This window comes from Enterobacteriaceae endosymbiont of Plateumaris consimilis (assembly GCF_012563145.1).
Taxonomy (GTDB): Bacteria; Pseudomonadota; Gammaproteobacteria; order Enterobacterales; family Enterobacteriaceae.
In genome coordinates, this window is the sequence record NZ_CP046230.1 from 338,037 (window position 1) to 362,127 (window position 24,091).

Consider the following 24,091-nt stretch of genomic DNA (forward strand, 5'->3'; position numbering starts at 1 on the left):
TATAATATAAAATTGTTAAAACTTATTAAAATATTATTTATATAATAAATTATATTAATAATCATTATTTAATTCACATAATAAAATGTATAAATAAAAAATAATATTCTTTATGAAAAATATAAATCCCACTAAAACGATTTCTTGGAAAATATTAACAGAACATTTTCAAGAAATGAAAGAAATTACACTTATTGATTTATTTAAAAAAGACAAAAAAAGATTCTCTAAATTTTCTATTAATTTTGAAAACGAAATTCTTTTTGATTTTTCAAAGAATATAATTAATGAAAAAACAATTAAAAATTTGATTAATTTAGCTAAAGAAATTGATTATAATAATGCTATTAATTCTATGTTTTATGGGGAAGATATTAATATAACAGAAAAGAAACCAGTTTTACATATTGCATTACGTAATCAATATAGTACAAGTACTTTTTTAAATAATGAAAATATATATAATAATATTATTATTAATTTAAAAAAAATTAAACAAATCTCTGATGATATAATTTCAGGAAAATGGAAAGGATATCAAAATCATACAATAAAAAATATTATAAATATAGGTATTGGAGGTTCAAATTTAGGTCCATTAATGGTAACAGAAGCATTAAAATCTTATAAAAATCATTTAAACTTATATTTTATATCAAATATTGATAGTAATCAACTATTAGACGTTTTAAAAAAAATTAAACCGGAAAATAGTGTATTTATTATTTCTTCTAAAACTTTTACTACTCAAGAAACTATTTCTAATGCAAAGAGTGTAAAAGAGTGGTTTATAGAAAATACTTTTAATACAAATTTTAATGATAATGTATCAAAACATTTTATTGCTATAACTGCGAATATTAATTCTGCACAAGAGTTTGGAATAAATAAAAATAATATTTTACCATTGTGTGATTGGATAGGTGGACGTTTTTCTTTATGGTCATCTATAGGTTTACCAATATCATTATCTCTTGGATTCAATAATTTTCAAAAATTATTAAAAGGTGCAGAGAAAATGGACAATCATTTTTTTTATAATCCTATTAGACAGAATATACCTATTATTATGTCTTTAATAAGTATTTGGTATAATAATTTTTGGGAAGCAGAAACAGAAGCAATAATACTTTATGATTATTATATGAGATATTTTCCACAATATTTACAACAATTAAATATGGAATCTAATGGTAAATCTATTGATAGAAATGGTAAAATAATAAATTATCAAACGAGTCCAATTATATGGGGTGATATAGGAACTAATAGTCAACATTCATTTTTTCAAATGTTACATCAAGGAACAAAATTTATTCCATGCGATTTTATCGCACCAGTACTTACTCATAATTATTTAAATAATCATCATAATAAGTTAATATCTAATTATATAGCACAAACACAAGCATTAGCTTTTGGTAATAAAAATAATAATAATATAGAAAATAACATATATAAATTATGTCCAGGTAATCATCCTAGTAACTCAATTTTTTTAAGAGAAATTACACCAAATAATCTAGGATCATTAATTGCTTTATATGAACATAAAATTTTTATGCAAGGAGTAATTTTAAACATTTTTTCTTTTGATCAATGGGGAGTTGAATTAGGTAAAAAAATGGCTAACCTATTAATATCAGATTTAAATAATAATAAAAAAACCACCCATTATGATGAATCAACTAACGGATTAATAAATTTTTATAAATTATTTAATACATTAAATTAATTTTATATATATTAAATATAAAAAGATTAAGTTAATTTTTTTAAAATCTATTAAAATAGATAGAGATTTTATCTATAAAATAATATTATATTTTTATATATAAAAATATAATATTATTGAAAATTATTAATCTTTTAAAGATTATTTATTTTTATTAAAATAATAATCAAATATAATTAATAGTTTTAATTAAATAATTTTATATGTATAATTTTGTTTAAAATTCTAATTTTTTTAAAATTTTTATTTAAAACTTTAGACAATTCAATTGTGGAATATAGAGAAAACAATTTTATATTACCAATATAATGACTATTAATTTCTCCTTCATTAATCATAGCACCAACAATATGACGAATTTCAACTCCATCTTTTTTACCAATATTTATTTTATATAATTCCATATTTTTATTTTTATTTTTATATTTTTTTTTGTATATATTATTTTTATTTTTTAATTTACTATTGAACTTAATAAATCTTGATTGTTTATTATAAAATATTTTTTTTTGAGTAAAAATAGGATCAGGAGGTACAATTAAAGGTCTGAATCCTTGTGCTATTTTTAATAAAGCTATTGATAATTTTTCTTGATCTAAATTATTTTTGTATTGTAATTTAGATAAAATTATTTTATATTTATCTAAATCATTAGATTCTAATTGTTTATTGATTTTTATTCCAAATTTTATTAATCTTTTTTCTGTTAATAGTTTAGCATTAGGTAAAAATACTTCTGAAATATGAAATTTTATTTTGTGTTCAATATTTCTTAAAAATCTTTTTTCTCTATTTTCTACAAACATTAAGGCTTTACCTGTTCTACCAGCACGTCCAGTTCTTCCTATACGATGTACATATGATTCTACATCTATTGGAACATCATAATTTATTACTAAAGATATTCTTTCTACATCTAATCCTCTTGCAGCAATATCAGTAGCAATTAAAATATCTAAATTACCATTTTTAAATTTATCTAATGTTTGTTCTCTAACATTTTGATTCATATCTCCATTTAAAGCTGCACTGTTATAACCAGATTGTTTTAATATTTCAGAAACTTCAATAGTTGCATTTTTAGTACGTACAAAAATTAATGCTGCATCAAAATCTTCGGTTTCAAGAAATTTTTTAAGAGCATCTATTTTTCTTCCATGAACATTCCAATAATTTTGATTAATATCTGGTATAGTATTAACATTTGATGCTATTCTAACTTCATGAGGATTATTCATGAATTTTTTTGTGATATTTTTAATTTGTATTGGCATAGTTGCAGAAAACAATGCAATTTGGTATCCTTTAGGTATAATGGATATTATATATTCTACATCTTCAATAAAACCCATTCTCAACATTTCATCTGCTTCATCTAAAACTAAACTTTTTAAATTTGATAAATTTACAGTACCTCTTTTAATATGATCTAATAAACGTCCAGGAGTAGCAACAATTATTTGTGGTCCTAATCTTAATCCCTTTAATTGAATACTGTATGATTGACCTCCATACAACACTAATACATGTACTCCAATCATAAATTTACTAAATAAAGATATTGCTTTTGAAACTTGCATTGCTAACTCCCTAGTAGGAGCTAAAATTAAAATCTGAGTATTTTTATTAGATATATTAATATTATGTAATAATGGTAAAGAAAAAGCTGCTGTTTTACCACTTCCAGTTTGTGCTATACCTAATACATCTTTTTTAAATAGTAAAGGAGGAATACATTCTGTTTGTATTGGAGATGGTTTAATGTATCCTATTGTATTTAATGCTTTTAAGAGATAATTATTTAAACCTAGTTTAGCGAAAGTAATTTCAACATTAGTCATGTAATACACATGCCTCTTAAATTTATAATGTAAAAAAATAAAATATAAAAAAATTATTATTTTGAATAAATATTGAATAATAAATTTTTTATAAAAAATTTATTAATTTATAAAATAATAATTTTATTAAATATAAAATTTCATATAAACTAATTTTATAAATTATATAAATTATTAACGTGTTAAAAATTATGTTTAATTATATTAAATATAGTAAATATAATAATTTTATATTTGAAATAATAAAATAAAAAATATAATTTGTAATTATGTTATTAAAAAATAAACATAATCACAAATATTTTAAATTATTAATATAAAATTAAATGAATATATAATTATTATCGATTTAAATAATATTTATTATTTAATAATAATTATTTTTATAAAAATAAATACTGTTATACTATAAATAATAATTTATTAAATTATCATTTTGATATTAGATTTTATCTGTAGCTGCTTTAATACTTAATCTTATACGTCCTTGCCTATCAATTTCCATAACTTTTACAAAAACTTTTTGTGATAATTTTAAATAATCACTAATTTTAGTGACATGTTTATTAGTAATTTGTGATATATGAACTAATCCTTCTTTACCATTACCTATAGCAATGAAAGCACCAAAATCTACAATACGTATCACTTTACCATTATAAATTTTACCTATTTCTATGTCTGCTGTAATTTCTTTTATACGACGAATAGCAAATTGAATTTGTGAATTATTTTTAGCAGCTATTTTAATAGTACCACTATCTTCAATTTCTATAATTGTATTTGTTTCTTCGGTTAAAGCTCTAATTACAGATCCACCCTTACCTATCATATCTTTAATTTTTTCTGGATTAATTTTTACAGTATGTATTCTAGGTGCAAATTCTGATATATTTTTTTTTGGTAAAGAAATTACTTGTTTCATAACTCCTAAGATATATAATCTTGCTTCTTTAGCTTTAATTAATGCTAATTTAATTATTTCATAAGTAATACCAGTAATTTTAATATCCATTTGTAATGCTGTAATACCTTCATAAGTTCCAGCAACTTTAAAATCCATATCTCCTAAATAATCTTCATCACCTAATATATCAGATAATATAATAAAATTATCTTTATTTTTAATTAATCCCATAGATATACCAGCAACAGCATTTTTTATAGGTATCCCTGCATCCATCATTGCTAATGATGCACCACATACTGATGCCATAGAAGAAGATCCATTAGATTCTGTTATTTCTGATACAACTCTTATTGTATAAGGAAATTCTTCTATATTAGGCATAACTGGAATTATTGCTTTTTTAGCTAAATGTCCATGACCAATTTCACGTCTTTTAGGAGTTCCTAATATACCAATTTCACCAACAGCATAAGAAGGAAAATTATAATGAAAAATAAAATTATTTGTTCTATCTCCAAGTAAGTCATCTAAAATTTGTGCATCTCTTGTTGTTCCTAAAGTAGCAGTAACTAAAGATTGTGTTTCACCTCTTGTGAATAAAGCAGAACCATGAGTACGAGGTAATATTCCTGTACGTATATCTAAATTACGAATCATATCATGATCTCGTCCATCAATACGTAAATTATTATTAAATAATTTAGTTTCAACAATATTTTTTTCTAATTCATAAAAAACTTCATTAATGTGATTATTAGAAATATTATTGTATTCTGTTTGTATTAGTGTATTTATTCTTAATTTAATTAAATTAATTTCATTAATTCTATTTTTTTTTTCTTTAATAGAATAAGCCTTTTTTAAAGGTTCTTTAGAAAGAAAAATAATTTTTTCTTTTATTTCTTCATTAATTTTAGTGTATTTCCATTCAAAATTATTTTTTTTATTTTTATCTATAAATTTTTGAATATTATTTATTAAGATTTGTTGTTTATTATGTCCAAATATTATTGCATCTAATATTTGATCTTCATTTAATGAATTAGCTTGAGCTTCAACCATTAAAATTTCATTTTGAGTACTACTAACAACTAAATCTAATTGACTTTTTTTCATGTTTTCTGTAGTAGGATTTAAAATATATTGATTATTAATATATCCAACTCTTGAACTACCAATAAGTCCATTAAATGGTATACCAGATAAAGATAATACAGCTGATGTACCAATAATAGCTACTATATCAGGATAAATAGATGGATCTACAGACATAACAGTTGCAGTAATCTGAATCTCATTTAAAAAATTTTTTTCAAATAAAGGTCTAATAGACCTATCAATTAAACGAGAAGTTAATATTTCTCCTTCGCTTTGCCTACCTTCTCTTCTAAAAAAAGAACCTGGAATACGTCCAGCTGCATATGATCTTTCTTGATAATTTACAGATAATGGAAAAAAATCTTGATCTAATTTTAAATTTTCATTAACCATTAAAGTAACAAAAACAGCTGTATCATCAATACTTATCATAACTGCAGATGTAGCTTGTCGTGCTATCATTCCTGTTTCAATAGTTACAATATTTTTACCATATTGAAATCTATGAATTATTGGATTTAACAAAATAAATATCCTTGAATATAATTTTTTATTATAGAAATAAAAATTTTAATTTAAAAAAATATTAATAATTATTGATAAATCATTTATTTTCTTAAACCTAAATTTTCAATTAATAAGTTATACTTAATTAAATTCTTTTTTTTAAAATAATTTAATAATTTTCTTCTATGTGATATCATATTTAAAAGTCCATGACGACTATGATGATCTTTTTTATGAATTAAAAAATGTTTTTGTAAATGGTTAATTTTTAATGTTAATAAAGCTATTTGTATTTTTGTCGATCCTTTATCATTATCATGATTTCCATATTTTTTAATAATTTTTATTTTACTTTCTTTATTTAAATACATAACTTAACTCCGTTAAATTATTTATAAATGAATAATTATTAAAATCAATTTTAAATATTCATTAATTTATATTTTTTTATATAATTTTTATTATTAATTTGACAAATTCCCAGAAATTGATATTTATCATAAATACGAAAAATATTGTTGTTCTTAGTATTATTAATACTTATTTTAGTTTTTTTACCATTTTTAAGATTATTAATTAAATTTTTAGATAATAATAATTTTGGAAAATTATTTAATATATAATCTGTAGGTAATAATAATTTATCTATTAATAAAAGATTAGATAAATTATTATTACAATTTTTTATTAAATTATCTAATGTTCCTATTGTAACAATATTTTTATTTAAAATAGAAAAATGAGATAATTTAATCCTACGTAATTTAATTACATGTGCACCACAATTTAATTTGTCTCCTATATTGTCAATAATAGTACGAATATAAGTTCCTTTAGAACAATGTATTTTTAATTTTATCTCATTTTTTTTAAAAGAAAGTAATTTTAATTTGTAAATTGTCACTTCACGTTTATTTAATAATATATTAATTCCAGCTCTAGCATATTTATAAAGTGGTATTCCTTTATATTTTATTGCAGAATACATAGTTGGAATTTGTTTTATTTTTCCTCTAAATAAAGATAAAACATCATTTAATTGTTTTTGAGAAAAATTAATTTTTTTTTTTTTTATAATAATACCATCTTTGTCAGCAGTATTGGTTTTTTCACCTAGTCGAGCTTTAACAATGTATATTTTATCCGAATTAATTAAATAACTTGTAAATTTAGTTGCTTCCCCTAAACATATAGGAAGTAATCCACTAGCTAATGGATCTAAAGTTCCTGTATGTCCTGCTTTTTTAGCTTTATATATAAATTTTATATACTGAAGAATTTTATTTGATGTATATCCTATAGGTTTATCAAATAATAATAAACCATTAATATCTCGCTTATTTATAAAATTTCTCATAATTTCAAATATCTAAATATATTATATTTTTTATATATTTTTTTTAGTAATATTATTAATAATATTACTAATATATTTTCCTTTTTCTAATGAAAAATCAGGAAGAAATATTAATTTTGGTATACTACGTAATATTATTTTTTTTTTTAAAATATATCTAATATACCCTGTAATATTATTTAAATAGCAAATTGTTTTTTTAAAATTATTATTTATCTCTTCTTTATATGGTAACATTATAAATATTTTTGCAAAAGATAAATCTTTTGATATTAATAGATCGGTAACAGTTATAAATTTATTTATACGAGGATCAGAAATATTTTGTTGTAAAATATTAGATATTTTTTTTTTTAATTCATTAGAAATTTTTGATTGACGATATAAATATTCTATCATTATTTATATTACCTTTATTAAAATATATTATTAATAACTATTTTTTTTTAATTTCAATATTTTCATATGCTTCTATATTATCTCCCATACAAATATCATTATAATGTTTAATACTAATACCACATTCCATGCCATTACGTACTTCATTTACATTATCTTTAAATCTTTTTAAAGATTCTAATATTCCTTCATGAATAATATTATTATTTCTTATTAAACGTATCAAATTGTTACGTCTAATTACTCCTTTTAATACAGTGCATCCTGCAATTACTCCAATTTTTGTAATTTTAAAAATATTTTTTACTTTTGCTGATCCTAATAATTTATATTTATATTCAGGGGATAAAACATTATTTATAGATTTTTTTATTTCATCAATTAAATTATAAATTATAGAAAAATATCTTATATCTATATTTTCTGTTTTAATTATATTTCGAGCACTATTATTAGCTTTTACATTAAAACCAATAATCATAATATTATTTGATGTTGCTAATGCTAAAGCAACATCTGTTTCAGTAATTGAACCTACACCTGAACTAATAATTTTTATATTTATTTTGTTATTAGATAAATTTATTAATATATCTTTAATAACTTCTACTGTTCCTTGTGAATTTCCTTTTAGTAATATATTTAATTCACAAATTTTATTTTTATCTAATTCTAAAAAAACATTTTTAAATTTTTTTTGTTGATTAGCTATTTTTAATTCACGTATTTTATTTTTTCTATATGTAGCAACTTCTTTAGCTTGTTTTTCATTACGAACTACTATTATATTTTCTCCTGCAAAAGGAATACCAGATAAACCTAAAATTTCTATAGGTGTTGAAGGACCAGCTTGTAATACTTCTATTCCTTTTTCATTACGTAATCCTCTTATACGTCCATATTGAAATCCACATAATACAATATCACCTTTATTTAAAATTCCTTCTCTTATTAAAATATTAGCTATAGGTCCTCTACCTTTATCTAAATAAGATTCAATTACTACACCATTTGCCATACCTTTATTAATAGCTTTTAATTCTAATATGTCTGCTTGTAATAAGATAGAATTTAATAAATCATCAATACCCGTTCCTAAAATGGCTGAAATATTAACAAATATATTATTACCCCCCCATGATTCAGAGATAATATTATATTTACTTAATTGATTTTTAATGTTTTCTATATTTGATGTAATTTTATCTATTTTATTAATAGCAACAATTATTGGAACTTTAGCTGCTTTAGCATGTTGAATAGCTTCTATAGTTTGAGGCATAACACCATCATCAGCTGCTACTACTAAAATTATAATATCTGTAATTTGTATCCCTCTAGACCTCATTGAGGTAAAAGCAGAATGTCCAGGAGTATCAATAAATGTAATACTTTTATTATTTTTTAATTTAACTTGGTAAGCTCCTATATTTTGTGTTATACCTCCAATTTCATTAGAAACTATTTTACTAGAACGAATATAATCTAATAAAGTAGTTTTTCCATGATCTACATGACCCATAATAGTTACTATAGGAGCTCTAGAAATTGGTATTTCATTTATATTATTACGATCATTAATTAATGATGTTTCTAAATCATTTTCATGATGTAATATCACTTTGTGTCCCATTTCTTCTGCTATCAATTGAGCAGTTTCTTGATCTAAAAATTGATTAATATCTAATTTTTTTTCCCCTATATTTATCATAGTTTTTATAATTTGAGAACTTTTAACAGCCATTTTATTAGCTAATTCCGTTATGCTAATGGTTTCATTAATAATAACATCTCGATTTATATTTTTAAGAGGCTTATGGAAATTTTGATATAAAATATGTAAATTATTTTTATTTTTAGTAATATTTTTGATATTAGAATAAATATTTCTATTTTCTTTATCTATTTTATTATTTTTATAATATTTTTTTCTACGAGTAGTTTTATTATTCTGCATATGATAATTTAAATTTTTATTTTTTTTATTCAAATTTTGTTTATTATAAGAGTTTTTTATAAAAGAATATTTTTTATTATTTATTTTAAATTTATCTTCTATTTTGTTACTTATTATATTATTTTTTTGATTTTGAATTTTATTTTTAAGATTAATGTTATTTTTTTTATGTATATCAGTTTTTGATATTTGTTTTTTTTTTTCTATTATAAAATCATTTTGTTTATTAACAGATTTAATTTTTTTATTTTTAATAATATTTTTTATATTATTATTAGTATTAAACGTTGTTTTAACATTATTTAAAAAATATTTTTTTTTACGAATTTCAACTTTTACAGCTTTATTTTGACCTTTATTATTTTGTATATTTAAAATACTATGTATTTTTTTTTGTAAAGTTAATTTTTTAATAAATTTATTTTCTATATTATTTAAATATATAAGTAATGTTTCTTTTTCTTTTTGACTGATTAAATCATCTTTTAATTTAATAATACCAATATCATAAAATTTTTGAATTAAATGTTTTACTGACATTTGAATTTCAACAGCTAAAGATTTTACAGTTATATTATTATCTATCATGCTGTTTACTCCTCTATTTAAAAAGTAATTTAGTTATACATTATTTTTTTTATTAAACCAACAAATATTACGAGCAGACATAATTATTTTTCCTGCTTGTTCTTTTTTTAAACTATTTATATCAGATAAATCTTCAATACTTTGCTCAGCTAAATCTTCTATGGAGAGTATTCCTTTAATTTTTAATAAAATCGCTAATTTTTTATTCATTCCTTTAATATTTAATAAATTTTTATCTAACTGTTTATCATATATATTTTTTATTAAAGATAAATTATTTAGATTACATTTAGCTGTTTCTTGTATTTTCTTCAATTTATCTATAGATAAATTAAACTTATTAGTTAATTTATATAATTCATTAATAGAAATATATGTTAATTCTTCTATAGTAGAAAAACCTGATGTAACTAATTGTATAGCTAAATTTTTATCAATATTTAAATTTTTTATAAACATATTAACAATAGCATTATTTTCTTCTTTATGTTTATTTTGTAATTCATTATTAGTCATAACATTTAATTCCCATCCGCTTAATTGTGAAGCTAAACGAATATTTTGACCATTACGACCAATAGCTTTTGCTAAATTTTCTTCTTCTACAGCAATATCAACAACATGATTATCTTCATCTAATACTATCGATGATACATCAGCTGGAGACATAGCATTAATAACAAATTGTGCTGGATTTTGGTCCCATAAAACAATGTCAATTCTTTCTCCATTTAATTCATTAGATATAGCTTGTACTCTAGCACCTCTCATACCAACACAAGCTCCTACAGGATCTATACGTTTATCATGAGTCTTTACTGCTATTTTTGCTCTATAACCAGGATCTCTGGCTGCAGCTATAATTTCAATTAATCCTTCATTTATTTCAGGAACTTCAATTTTAAATAATTCAGTTAACATTTTGATTTTAGATCTACTAATGAATAATTGAGGACCATGAAATACTGCTTTTACAGAAAAAAGAAGACCTTTAATTCTATCACCTATTCTAAAATTTTCTCTAGGTAACATATCTTCACGTAAAATAGTAGCTTCTACATTATTACCTAAATCTAAAATTAAGTAAGTTTTATTTGTTTTTTTTACAATACCATTTAAAATTTTTCCTTCTTTTTTTTTAAATTGTTCAATAGTTACAGCTTTTTCTGCTTCTCTAACTTTATGTACAATAACTTGTTTAGCAATTTGTGTAGTTATTCGATTAAAGTCAATAGAAGTTATCTTATCATATATATAATCTCCTATATTTAATGAATTATCTTCAATACGTGCTGCGTCCAATGTAATTTCTTTAGTAGGATAATGTACTTCTTTTACAATTAACCATTTTCTAAATGTTTGAAAATTTCCATTTTTTCGATTAATATTTACATATACTTCTATATCTTGTTCATATTTTTTTTTTGTTGCACTTGTTAATGCACTTTCTATTACTTCAAATATTTTTTCACGAGGTAAAGATTTTTCATTAGAAACTGCTTCAACTACAGCTAATATTTCTTTATTCATCCTAGTTATCCTCAAACCTAAAATTTTATATAATAGGGAACTAGATAATTTTGATCAAAATATAATTGATATTATTAATAATATTATTAATTAATAAAAAATTATTTTATAATAGATGTTAATTTTCATAAAATTTAATTTTAGTAATTAAACTTATTTTATTCACAATAATATATATACATATTTTATTACTCCTTTCGATAAATATTTTTATTAAAAATAATCTTTCATGAAACAAACAATTATTTTTAAATAATTTTTCATAAAATTCAATAATTAAATTACTAAATTTATATAATTTTATAATTAAATTAATATTTGTAATTAGATATGAGAACTTAATTGATAGAAATGGTTGCGGGAGTTGGATTTGAACCAACGACCTTCGGGTTATGAGCCCGACGAGCTACCAAACTGCTCCACCCCGCGTCTACTTAACGATATATGATAGATATGTTAAAAACTTAAAAAACTTAATAATAGTAAAACTCTGGTACCGAAGACGGGATTTGAACCCGTAAACCCTTAAAAGGGCACTACCACCTCAAGGTAGCGTGTTTACCATTTCACCACCTCGGTTTTACTAAATACAATATTTTTTACAAATTAATATAATCATTTGTTATAATATTTTTTTTATGATTATTTAAATTACCTAATATTAAACTAATCATAAAAAAAACTATAACTAAAATAAAAATAGATTTAGTTACAATTTTACTAGAAGTATTAGTATTAAAAAAAGATTTTGAATTATTCATATAATAATCACTAATATTAACAATATTATTATTTTGTACCATAATTAAACTAATTAATATAATTGATACTAAAACAAATAAAATTAAAAATAATTTATACACAATACTTACCAAAATAAATTATAACATGTAATTACATAATAATATATTATATATATTTAATTTACAATACATTTTAAATATTTTTTATTATATATTAATATATTATTTTTTTATCCAATCAGGTGTTCTAACTTTTTTTCTAGACATTAAATCATCTATTTGTAATATTCCTATAGTTTCATATTTAATTAAAGCATTTTTCATTGCATGTAATATATCAATATTGTCTTTTAAAATTTTAAAAGCTCTATCATAATTTTCTTGAATTAAATATTTAACTTCTTCATCAATTATACGTGCAGTTTGATCTGACATATGTTTTGTTTTTGTTACATTTCTACCTAAAAAAATTTCTCCTTCTTCTTCTGCATATAATAAAGGTCCTAATTTTTTAGAAAAACCCCACTGAGTTACCATGTTTCTTGCTAAGTTAGTAGCAATTTTTATATCATTAGATGCACCAGTAGATACATATTTTTCTCCATAAATTATTTCTTCTGCAATGCGACCACCATATAATGTAGAAATTTCACTTTCTAATTTTTGACGATTTAAACTAATAATGTCAATTTCTGGTAAAAAAAATGTAACTCCTAATGCTTGTCCTCTTGGAATTATAGTTACTTTATGTACTGGATCATGTCCTGGTACTAATCTTCCAATTATAGCATGTCCAGCTTCATGATAAGCAGTAGACTCTTTTTGAGATTCTGTCATAACCATAGAACGTCTTTCAGATCCCATCATAATTTTATCTTTAGCTTTTTCAAATTCATTCATAGATACAAACTCGTAATTTTTACGAGCAGCTAATAATGCACCTTCATTTACTAAATTAGCTAAATCAGCTCCAGAAAAACCAGGAGTACCACGTGCTAAAATTGAAACATTAACATCTTTTCCTAATGGTACATTTTTCATATGTATTTTTAATATTTGTTCTCTACCCCTAATATCTGGTAAACCTACTATTACTTGTCTATCAAAACGTCCAGGTCTTAAAAGTGCTGGATCTAATACATCAGGACGATTTGTTGCAGCAATAACAATAACACTTTCATTATTATTAAAACCATCCATTTCTACTAACATTTGATTAAGAGTTTGTTCTCTTTCATCATGACCACCACCTAAACCGGCACCTCTTTGACGTCCTACTGCATCTATTTCATCAATAAATATAATACATGGAGATGATTTTTTTGCTCTATTAAACATGTCACGAACTCTAGAAGCTCCTACACCAACAAACATTTCAACAAAATCAGATCCAGAAATAGTAAAAAAAGGCACTTTAGATTCACCAGCTATAGCTTTTGCTAATAAAGTTTTTCCTGTACCTGGTGGACCTATCATTAAAACTCCTTTAGGAATTTTCCCACCTAATTTTTGAAATTTTAAAGGTTCTTTTAAATAATCTACAAGTTCTTTAACTTCTTCTTTTGCTTCATCACATCCTGCTACATCATTAAATGTAATTTTAATCTGATTTTTTGTAAACATACGAGCTTTACTTTTTCCAAAAGATAATGCACCTTTACCTCCTCCTTGAATTTGACGTATAAAAAACAACCAAACACAAATAAGTAAAAAAATAGGAAACCATGATATAAATATAGATAATAATACATTAGGACTAGCAGCAGGTTCACCAAATACTTTAATATTGTTATTAACTAATAACTGAAGTAAATTAGGATCACTTATAGGAATATATGTTGTATATTTAGTATCATCTTTTTTATAAACATAAATTTGACGTTCATTTATATAAACTGCATTAATTTGTTGATGAATAATATCAGATAAAAAAGTTGCATATTCAATTTTTGATGTTTTGTCATCAATATTTAGATTAAAACCCTGGAAAAAAGATAATAAAGTAATTGCAATTGCTAACCAGAGCATTAGATTTTTTGCTATACTGTTCAAAAAAGTAACTCCATAATTATTAGTATAAATACAATAAAATATTATTTATTTTGATATCCTTTTGCTACAACATATATTTCACATGAATGAGATCTTGAAGCATCAGGTTTTCTGATTTTCATTGTTTTAAATAATGAATCAATTTTTTTTAAATATTGATTCACTCCTATACCTTGAAAAATTTTTATTAAAAAGTTTCCATTAAAATCTAATACAGAATAACATAAATTTAAAGCTAATTCACTTAAATACATAGATTTAGGTATATCTATTTCTTTAATACCAGAAATATTAGGAGATATATCAGACATTATAACTTGTGCTTTCAAATTATTTAATTTAATTTTAATTAAATTAATGATATTATCATCACATAAGTTTCCTTGGATAAAACTTACATTATTTATTTTTTTCATTGGCAATAAATCACAAGCTATTATTTTACCTTTTAATCCAATTTTTAATGATACAAATTTAGACCATCCTCCAGGAGAACAACCTAAATCTATTATTGTTATATTTGGTTTAAAAATTTTATCTAACTTTTGTATTTCTTGTAATTTAAACCATGATCGAGATCTAAATTCACTATTTTGTTTTACTTTTTTGACATAAATATCTTTAAGATATTTTTTCATCCAAACATTTTTTTTTTTATTTTTTCTACAAAACATGAATTGTATGAATTAAAATAATTAATAATAATTATTTTTAATATATATTATATGTTCAATCAGTATAACAAATTTTTTTTAAAATTACAATTTACAAAAATGATAATATGTATTATACGTTTTAATAAATATTTCTAATATTAATATAAAATATTAGTTTTAATTATTTTATAAAAAAATTTAAATAATTACAAACAAATGTTTAAAATAATTTAACTTATTTTATGATAAATACTAACTATTTTAAAGTCAGTTATTTATTAATAATATTTTTAATTATTTCTTAATAAAAAATTATTTATATTTATTATTTTTGTTTAAACTAGCGTTTAACAGTTCAGTTAAATTTGCAGATGCTGATGCTGCTGCAGTAATATTATGATTTTTAATTTTATTAATACGATTTTTATGGTAAGAATATCCAGTACCTGCAGGTATTAATCTTCCAACGATAACATTTTCTTTTAAACCTCTTAATTCATCAAATTTTCCTGCAACAGAAGCTTCTGTTAAAACTCTTGTAGTTTCCTGAAAAGAAGCAGCAGAAATAAAAGATGTAGTTGCTAAAGAAGCTTTAGTGATACCTAATAAATCATGAATATAAGATATTGTTTTTTTACCTTGTATTTTTAATTTTTTATTAATTTTTTTAATTTGAGATACATCAACTTGTTCTCCTACTAAAAAATTTGAATCTCCTTTACTTTTAATTGTTGCTTTACGTAACATTTGTCGTATTATAACTTCAATATGTTTATCATTAATTTTAACTCCTTGTAAACGATATACTTCTTGAACTTCATTAATTATATAATTTGTCACTTTATTGACACCTTTTAAACGTAATATATCATGTGGAGATTCAGGACCATCTGAAATAATATCTCCTTTATTGACTAATTCTCCTTCAAATACATTAATTTGTCTCCATTTTGGTATCATTTCTTCATATATATTTTCATTATTATTAATAGGATTAATTATTACACGTCTTTTACCTTTAGTTTCTTTTCCAAATGAAATTATACCACTAATTTCTGCTAAAATAGCTGATTCTTTTGGACGACGAGCTTCAAATAAATCTGCTACTCTAGGTAATCCTCCTGTTATATCTTTAGTACCTCCTGACTCTTGTGGTATTCTTGCAATTATTTCTCCAGCATGAATATTCATTCCATTTTCTAAATGAACTATTGCTTTACTAGGTAAAAAATAATGAGCTGGTATATCAGTTCCAGGGATAAAAATATCTTCATTTTTAAGATTTACAATTTTTAACATAGGTCGTAAATCTTTTCCTATTAATGTTCTTTCTGATGTATCTAATACTACTATAGAAGATAAACCTGTTAATTCATCAGTTTGACGAATAATAGTTTGACCATCTAACATATCAACAAATTTTATTTTTCCATTAACTTCACTAACTATAGGCATAGTATGTGGATCCCAATAAGCAATTATTTCTCCTGAATTAATTTTTTCTCCATTTTTTTTAGTTATAATTGCTCCATAAGGTATTTTATATTTTTCTTTTATACGTCCAAACTCATCTAATATTTTTAATTTAACATTTCTTGAAGTAATAACTAATTTCCCATCTGAATTAATAACAGACTTCATATTTGTTAATTTTATAATACCCTTATCTTTTATTTGGATACTAGATTCAGATGCAACTCTAGAAGCAGCACCACCTATATGAAATGTTCTCATTGTTAACTGTGTTCCAGGCTCTCCTATTGATTGAGCTGCAATTACCCCAATTGCTTCTCCTTTATTGATAATATGTCCTCTTGCTAAGTCACGACCATAACAATTAGCACATACACCAAAATTAGTTTCACAACTAACAACAGATCTAACTTTAATATTATCAATAGAATATTTATCTAAAATATCACAATATTTTTCACTTAATAATGTATTTTTAGCAATTAAAATATCATTTCTTCCTGGTTTTAAAATATCTTTTGATGTTACTCTACCTAATACTCTTTCTCTGAGAGATTCTTTTACATCTCCTCCTTCAATTATAGAAGACATTTCAATACCATTTGTAGTTAAGCAATCATTTTCTGTTATGACTAAATCTTGAGCAACATCAACTAATCTACGAGTTAAATAACCTGAATTAGCTGTTTTTAGTGCAGTATCTGCTAGTCCTTTTCGTGCTCCATGAGTAGATATAAAATATTGTAATACATTTAATCCTTCTCTAAAATTAGCTGTTATTGGAGTTTCAATAATTGATCCATCAGGTTTAGCCATTAATCCTCTCATACCAGCTAATTGCCTTATTTGAGCGGCTGAACCACGTGCTCCAGAATCTGCCATCATAAAAATATTATTAAAAGATATTTGTTTTTCTATAATTCCTTTTTTATTTATTACATTTTCTGTAGATAAATTTTTCATCATTGCTTGTGCTACTTTTTCATTTGCTACTGACCAAATATCAATAATTTTATTATATCTTTCTCCAGCAGTTACTAATCCTGATTGGAATTGTTCTTGTATTTCAGAAACTTCAGATTCTGCTGCTAATATTATAGTAGATTTTTTTTTAGGAATAATAATATCATCAATTCCTACAGAGGATCCTGATCTAGCTGCATAATAAAATCCAGTATACATAATTTTATCTGCAAAAATAACTGTAGATTTTAATCCTAAAATTCTATAACATATATTTAACATTTTAGAAATTGATTTTTTACCTAAAGTTTGATTTATTATCTTATATGGTAAACCTTTTGGTACATACATCCAAAATATTGCTCTACCTATTGTGGTATTAATAATATTTTTATTTTTTATCCATTCATTATTTTTATTTTTATAATATTCAGTAATTTTTACTTTAACACGTGCATGTAAATCGCCTTGTCCTGTAAGATAAACTTTTTCTGCTTCTTGAGAACTAGCTAATATCATATCTTCTCCTTTTACATTAATTTTTTCCCTAGTCATATAATATAAGCCTAAAACAACATCTTGTGATGGAACAATAATAGGTTCACCATTAGCTGGTGATAAAATATTATTAGTAGACATCATAAGAGCTCTAGCTTCTAATTGAGCTTCTAAAGTTAAAGGAATATGTACTGCCATTTGATCTCCATCAAAATCAGCATTATAAGCAGCACATACAAGAGGATGTAATTGTATTGCTTTTCCTTCAATTAATATTGGTTCAAAAGCTTGTATTCCTAATCTATGTAAAGTTGGTGCACGATTTAATAATATTGGATGTTCTCTTATAACTTCTTCTAAAATATCCCAAACTACAGATTCTTCTTTTTCAACCATTTTTTTTGCTGTTTTAATTGTTGTTGCTAATCCTTGCATTTCTAATCTTCCATATATAAATGGTTTAAATAATTCTAAAGCCATTTTTTTCGGTAAACCACATTGATTTAAATGTAAATAAGGACCTACTGTAATAACAGATCTTCCCGAATAATCTACTCTTTTACCTAATAAATTTTGTCTAAATCTTCCTTGTTTTCCTTTTATCATATCTGCTAATGATTTCAAAGGTCTTTTATTAGATCCTATTATTGCTCTTCCTCTTCTTCCATTATCTAAAAGAGCATCAACTGCTTCTTGCAACATACGTTTTTCATTTCTTACTATAATATCTGGAGCTGATAATTCTAATAAACGTTTCAATCTGTTGTTACGGTTAATGACACGACGATACAAATCATTTAAATCAGAAGTTGCAAATCTTCCTCCATCTAATGGAACTAAAGGTCTTAAATCAGGAGGTAATACCGGTAATACATTCATTATCATCCATTCTGGTTTATTTCCTGAATGAATAAATAATTCAAGTAATTTTACACGTTTAGTAATTTTTTTTCTTTTAGTTTCAGAATTAGTATTCTGTAATTCTTCTCGTAAAAATTTATATTCTTCTTCTAAATTAATATTTTTCAATAAATCTTGAATAGCTTCTGCGCCCATTTTTGCATTAAATTCATCACCAAACTCTTCTAATGCATCTAAATATTGTTCTTCTGTTAAAATTTGTTTTTTATTTAATTTTGTCATTCCTTCTTCTATAATAACATAAGATTCGAAATATAATACTCTTTCAATATCCTTTAAAGGCATATTTAATAATAATCCTATTCTAGAAGGTAATGACTTTAAAAACCATATGTGTGCAGTAGGTGACGCAAGTTCAATATGACCCATTCTTTCACGTCTAACTTTGGTTTGTGTAACTTCCACACCACATTTTTCACATATTACACCACGATGTTTTAATCTTTTATATTTACCACATAAACATTCATAATCTTTTATAGGACCAAAAATACGAGCACAAAATAAACCATCTCTTTCAGGTTTAAAAGTACGATAATTAATTGTTTCTGGCTTTTTAACTTCTCCAAAAGACCAAGATCTAATTATATCAGAAGAAGCTAAAGAAATTTTTATTGAATCAAATTCTTTTATTCTATTTGGTGATTTTAAAAGCTTAAATAACTTTTTCACAAAAAAATTACCTCACACATATTAGAAATTAATAAATAATTTAATTTTTAAATAATTAAACATAAATTTTAAAAATTTATTCTTTATTTTCTAATTCAATATTTATTCCTAATGAACGTATTTCTTTAAGTAAAACATTAAAAGATTCTGGCATCCCTGGTTCCATTTGGTGATTTCCATCAACAATATTTTTATACATTTTTGTTCTACCATTTACATCATCAGATTTAATTGTTAACATTTCCTGTAAAGTATATGCTGCTCCATATGCTTCTAAAGCCCATACTTCCATTTCTCCAAATCTTTGTCCTCCAAATTGAGCTTTACCTCCTAAAGGTTGTTGTGTAACTAAACTATATGATCCTGTAGATCTTGCATGCATTTTATCATCTACTAAATGATTTAACTTCAACATATACATATAACCTACAGTTACAGGTCTTTCAAATTTTTCGCCTATGAGACCATCATATAATGTAATTTGACCTGAAGTTGGTAAATCAGAAAATTTTAATAATTCTTTTATTTCATTTTCTTTAGCTCCATCAAAAACTGGAGTTGCTATTGGCATTCCTTGTTTTAAATTATTTGCTAAAGATAATATTTCTTGATCTGAAAAATTATTTAAATTTATATTTTGTTTAATTTCATTTCCTAAATTATAAGCTTTTTGAATAAAACTACGTATTTTTTCAATGTTTTTTTGTTTTTGTAATAAAAAATTTATTTTATCACCAATACCTTTCGCAGCCATTCCTAAATGTGTTTCTAAAATTTGTCCTATATTCATTCTAGATGGGACACCTAATGGATTTAATACAATATCTACAGGATTACCATTATCATCGTATGGCATATCTTCTACAGGACAAATTTTTGATATAACTCCTTTATTTCCATGTCTTCCTGCCATTTTATCTCCTGATTGAACTTGTCTTTTAACAGCTAAATTAACTTTAACTATTTTAAGTATACCAGGAGCTAAATCATCACCTTGAGTTATTTTTTTTTTTTGTAAAGTAAGTATTTTATGAAATTTTATTTTTAATTCATTATATTGTTTTATGAGTTCATTTAATTTTTTTTCTTTCTCTTTATTTTTATTAGTAAAAAATTTTACCCAATATTTTAATGAATATTTGATTATATCTTCTTTACTAATATCATTTTCAATTAAAAATAAGTGTATACGTGTAATAATATTTGCTTCAAATATTTTTTGTTCATCAAGTAAATCTTTTTTAATTTGTTTTAATTCCATTTCTTCAATTTCTAAAGTTCTTTTATCCTTTTTAACTCCATCCCTAGTAAAAATTTTTACATCGATAACAGTACCTGAAACACCATTAGGAACACGTAATGATGTATCTTTAACATTAGAAGCTTTTTCTCCAAAAATGGCACGTAATAATTTTTCTTCTGGTGATAATTGTGTTTCACCTTTAGGTGTTACTTTACCAACTAAAATATCACTACTTGTTACTTCAGCACCAATATATACAATACCTGATTCATCTAATTTAGTTAAAGAAGATTCACTAACATTAGGTATATCTGAAGTAATTTCTTCAGGTCCTAATTTAGTATCACGTGATATACATGACAATTCCTGTATATGAATTGTTGTAAATCTATCTTCTTGCACAATTTTTTCTGAAAGTAAAATAGAATCTTCAAAATTATAACCATTCCATGGCATAAATGCTACTCTCATATTTTGACCTAATGCTAATTCACCTAAATCAGTAGATGGTCCGTCTGCTAATACATCTCCTTTTTTTACTAATTCATTTAATTTAATACATGGTATTTGATTAATACATGTATTTTGATTAGATCTTGTATATTTAGTTAAATGATAAATATCAATACCTTTTTTTTGTTTTTTTGTTTCATGATCATTAATTTTTATTATAATTCTAGATGCATCTACATACTGAACAATACCTGAATTTTTGGCAATAATGTTAACTCCTGAATCTACAGCTACTATTCTTTCCATTCCAGTTCCTACTAAAGGTTTTTCTGCCCTTAAAGTAGGGACTGCTTGTCTTTGCATATTAGCACCCATCAATGCTCTGTTGGCATCATCATGTTCTAAAAATGGAATCAAAGAAGCTCCTACAGAAACTATTTGTTGATTAGAAACATCCATATAGTTTATTTGCTCTTTTTTAAATAAACTAGATTCTCCTTTATTTCTACATGTAACTAAATCATCTATAATTAATCCACTTACTAAATCTAATTTAGTATTAGCTTGTGCAATAATAAAATTACCTTCTTCTATAGAAGATAAATAATGAATTGTATTAGTAACATAAGCATTATTAACACAACGATAAGGAGTTTCTAAAAAACCATATGTGTTAGTTCTAGCATAAACTGATAATGAATTAATTAAACCTATATTAGGTCCTTCTGGTGTTTCAATAGGACATACTCTACCATAATGAGTAGGGTGAACATCTCTAACTTCAAAACCTGCTCTTTCTCTTGTTAAACCTCCAGGACCTAAAGCTGAAATACGTCTTTTGTGTGTAATTTCCGATAATGGATTATTTTGATCCATAAATTGAGATAATTGACTAGAACAAAAAAATTCTTTTATAGCAGCAGAAATAGGTTTGGCATTAATCATATCTTGTGGCATGATATTATCATCACTTAATGATAATCGTTCTTTAACAGAACGTTCAACACGAATCAATCCTATACGAAATTGATTTTCTATCATTTCTCCAACAGATCTAATTCTTCTATTACCTAAATGATCAATATCATCAATTTCTCCTTTTCCATTACGTATATTTATCAATTTTTTAATTACATCAACAATATCTTGCTTATTTAAAATCCCAGAACCAATTATATTATCACGTAATAAAGAACGATTAAATTTCATTCTTCCTACAGAAGATAAATCATAACGTTCTATATTAAAAAATAATTTTTTAAATAATAATTCTGACGATTCTTTAGTAGGAGGTTCACCAGGTCTCATCATTCTATATATTTCTATTAAAGCTTCTATTTTATCATTAGTTGTATCTATTCTTAATGTTTCAGATATATATGGTCCATGATCTAAATCGTTAGTAAATATTGTATCAATTGTATTATGTTCATTATTTTCTATAATTCTATTAATAATATCTAATTCTAAATAAGAATTAGCAGAAATTATAATTTCTCCAGTTTTATTATTTATATAATCTTTAGATACTATTTTTCCTATAAGATAATCTTTTGGTATATTTATATATTGAATTTTATTTTTTTTTAAATTATTAATATGTTTTAAAGTAATACGTTTTCCTTTTTCTATATAAACTATATTATTAATTATTATATTAAATAACGCTGTTTCTCCTCTTAATCTATCTGGTACTAATTTTATTGATAATTTTTTATTATTGATAATATAAATATTTTTTTCGAAAAAAATATCTAAAATTTGTTCAGTATCATAACCTAAAGCTTTTAATATTATTGTAACTGGTAATTTTCTTCTTCTATCAATACGAGTGAAAATATTATCTTTAGGATCAAATTCAAAATCTAACCAAGAACCTCTATAAGGAATAATACGAGCATTATATAATATTTTTCCTGAGGTATGTGTTTTTCCTTTATCACTATCAAAAAATACTCCAGGACTACGATGTAACTGAGAAACTACTACTCTTTCAATACCATTAACTATAAAAGTGCCATTTTTTGTCATTAATGGAATTTCTCCCATATACACTTCTTGTTCTTTTACAGTTTTTTGGTTTGTTTCTGATAATTCTTTATTATACATAACTAATTTTAATGTTACACGTAAAGGTACAGAATAAGTCATACCACGTATTTTACATTCTTTAACATTAAAAATAGATTTACCTAAACGATAATTTATATAATGTAATTCACAATTACCGCTATAACTATTTATTGGAAAAATAGATTTAAAAGCAGCCTCTAATCCATATTTGCCCATAAAATCTTGTTTAATAAATTTTTTAAATGAATCAAGTTGTATAGAAAGTAAATATGGAATATCTAAAACTTGAGATTGTTTACTAAAATTTTTACGAATACGTTTTTTTTCAGTTTGAGAATAAACCATATGGTTCCTCAGTTATCTGATAGATTGAGTATTTAATTTAAATTTAATTTTAAATAAAACTTAATATATATGTATTA

The 24,091-nt window shown here is 23.3% G+C and carries 12 protein-coding genes, 2 tRNA genes and 1 pseudogene; 1 reads left to right on the forward strand and 14 read right to left on the reverse strand.

Going from position 1 to position 24,091, the window contains the following annotated elements; genetic code table 11:
- Positions 1 to 112: 112 nt before the first annotated feature.
- Positions 113 to 1,735, forward strand: coding sequence for a glucose-6-phosphate isomerase (gene pgi, locus GJT81_RS01635; RefSeq protein WP_169785595.1), 1,623 nt, complete (start codon positions 113 to 115; stop codon positions 1,733 to 1,735).
- A 185-nt stretch (positions 1,736 to 1,920) separates the two neighbouring features.
- Here the strand turns inward: pgi and GJT81_RS01640 are convergent, their stop codons facing one another.
- The 14 genes and pseudogenes from GJT81_RS01640 to rpoB all read right to left on the reverse strand — a co-directional run bounded on the left by GJT81_RS01640 (position 1,921) and on the right by rpoB (position 24,014).
- Positions 1,921 to 3,576: a DEAD/DEAH box helicase gene (locus GJT81_RS01640; protein WP_169785596.1), complete on the reverse strand. Its 1,656-nt coding sequence runs from the start codon at positions 3,574 to 3,576 to the stop codon at positions 1,921 to 1,923.
- Positions 3,577 to 4,018: 442 nt separating this feature from the next.
- Entirely contained in the window at positions 4,019 to 6,109 is a 2,091-nt protein-coding gene (gene pnp, locus GJT81_RS01645; RefSeq protein ID WP_169785597.1) for a polyribonucleotide nucleotidyltransferase, read from the reverse strand.
- 83 nt (positions 6,110 to 6,192) lie between these two features.
- Positions 6,193 to 6,462: a 30S ribosomal protein S15 gene (gene rpsO / locus GJT81_RS01650; protein WP_169785598.1), complete on the reverse strand. Its 270-nt coding sequence runs from the start codon at positions 6,460 to 6,462 to the stop codon at positions 6,193 to 6,195.
- A gap of 50 nt (positions 6,463 to 6,512) precedes the next feature.
- Positions 6,513 to 7,448 carry a tRNA pseudouridine(55) synthase TruB gene (gene truB / locus GJT81_RS01655; RefSeq protein ID WP_169785599.1) on the reverse strand — a complete coding sequence of 312 codons (936 nt, stop codon included), beginning with the start codon at positions 7,446 to 7,448 and terminating at the stop codon, positions 6,513 to 6,515.
- 30 nt (positions 7,449 to 7,478) lie between these two features.
- A complete protein-coding gene (gene rbfA, locus GJT81_RS01660) occupies positions 7,479 to 7,847 on the reverse strand; it encodes a 30S ribosome-binding factor RbfA (RefSeq protein ID WP_169785600.1) in 369 nt (122 codons plus the stop codon).
- Between the two features lie 37 nt (positions 7,848 to 7,884).
- Complete coding sequence (infB, locus tag GJT81_RS01665; protein ID WP_169785601.1) at positions 7,885 to 10,392, reverse strand: translation initiation factor IF-2; 2,508 nt, start codon at positions 10,390 to 10,392, stop codon at positions 7,885 to 7,887.
- A gap of 33 nt (positions 10,393 to 10,425) precedes the next feature.
- Complete coding sequence (gene nusA, locus GJT81_RS01670; RefSeq protein ID WP_169785602.1) at positions 10,426 to 11,922, reverse strand: transcription termination factor NusA; 1,497 nt, start codon at positions 11,920 to 11,922, stop codon at positions 10,426 to 10,428.
- A 352-nt stretch (positions 11,923 to 12,274) separates the two neighbouring features.
- Positions 12,275 to 12,351 (reverse strand) — tRNA-Met (locus tag GJT81_RS01675).
- Positions 12,352 to 12,413: 62 nt separating this feature from the next.
- Positions 12,414 to 12,501, reverse strand: a tRNA-Leu gene (locus GJT81_RS01680).
- Between the two features lie 20 nt (positions 12,502 to 12,521).
- Complete coding sequence (secG, locus tag GJT81_RS01685; protein ID WP_169785603.1) at positions 12,522 to 12,785, reverse strand: preprotein translocase subunit SecG; 264 nt, start codon at positions 12,783 to 12,785, stop codon at positions 12,522 to 12,524.
- Positions 12,786 to 12,905: 120 nt separating this feature from the next.
- Positions 12,906 to 14,717, reverse strand: a pseudogene (gene ftsH / locus GJT81_RS01690) (ATP-dependent zinc metalloprotease FtsH); the annotation flags it as partial.
- 41 nt (positions 14,718 to 14,758) lie between these two features.
- Positions 14,759 to 15,391: an RlmE family RNA methyltransferase gene (locus GJT81_RS01695; RefSeq protein WP_169785605.1), complete on the reverse strand. Its 633-nt coding sequence runs from the start codon at positions 15,389 to 15,391 to the stop codon at positions 14,759 to 14,761.
- Between the two features lie 294 nt (positions 15,392 to 15,685).
- Positions 15,686 to 19,900, reverse strand: a complete 4,215-nt coding sequence (rpoC, locus tag GJT81_RS01700) for a DNA-directed RNA polymerase subunit beta' (RefSeq protein WP_169785606.1) — start codon at positions 19,898 to 19,900, stop codon at positions 15,686 to 15,688.
- A 76-nt stretch (positions 19,901 to 19,976) separates the two neighbouring features.
- A complete protein-coding gene (gene rpoB / locus GJT81_RS01705) occupies positions 19,977 to 24,014 on the reverse strand; it encodes a DNA-directed RNA polymerase subunit beta (protein WP_169785607.1) in 4,038 nt (1,345 codons plus the stop codon).
- Positions 24,015 to 24,091 lie beyond the last annotated feature (77 nt).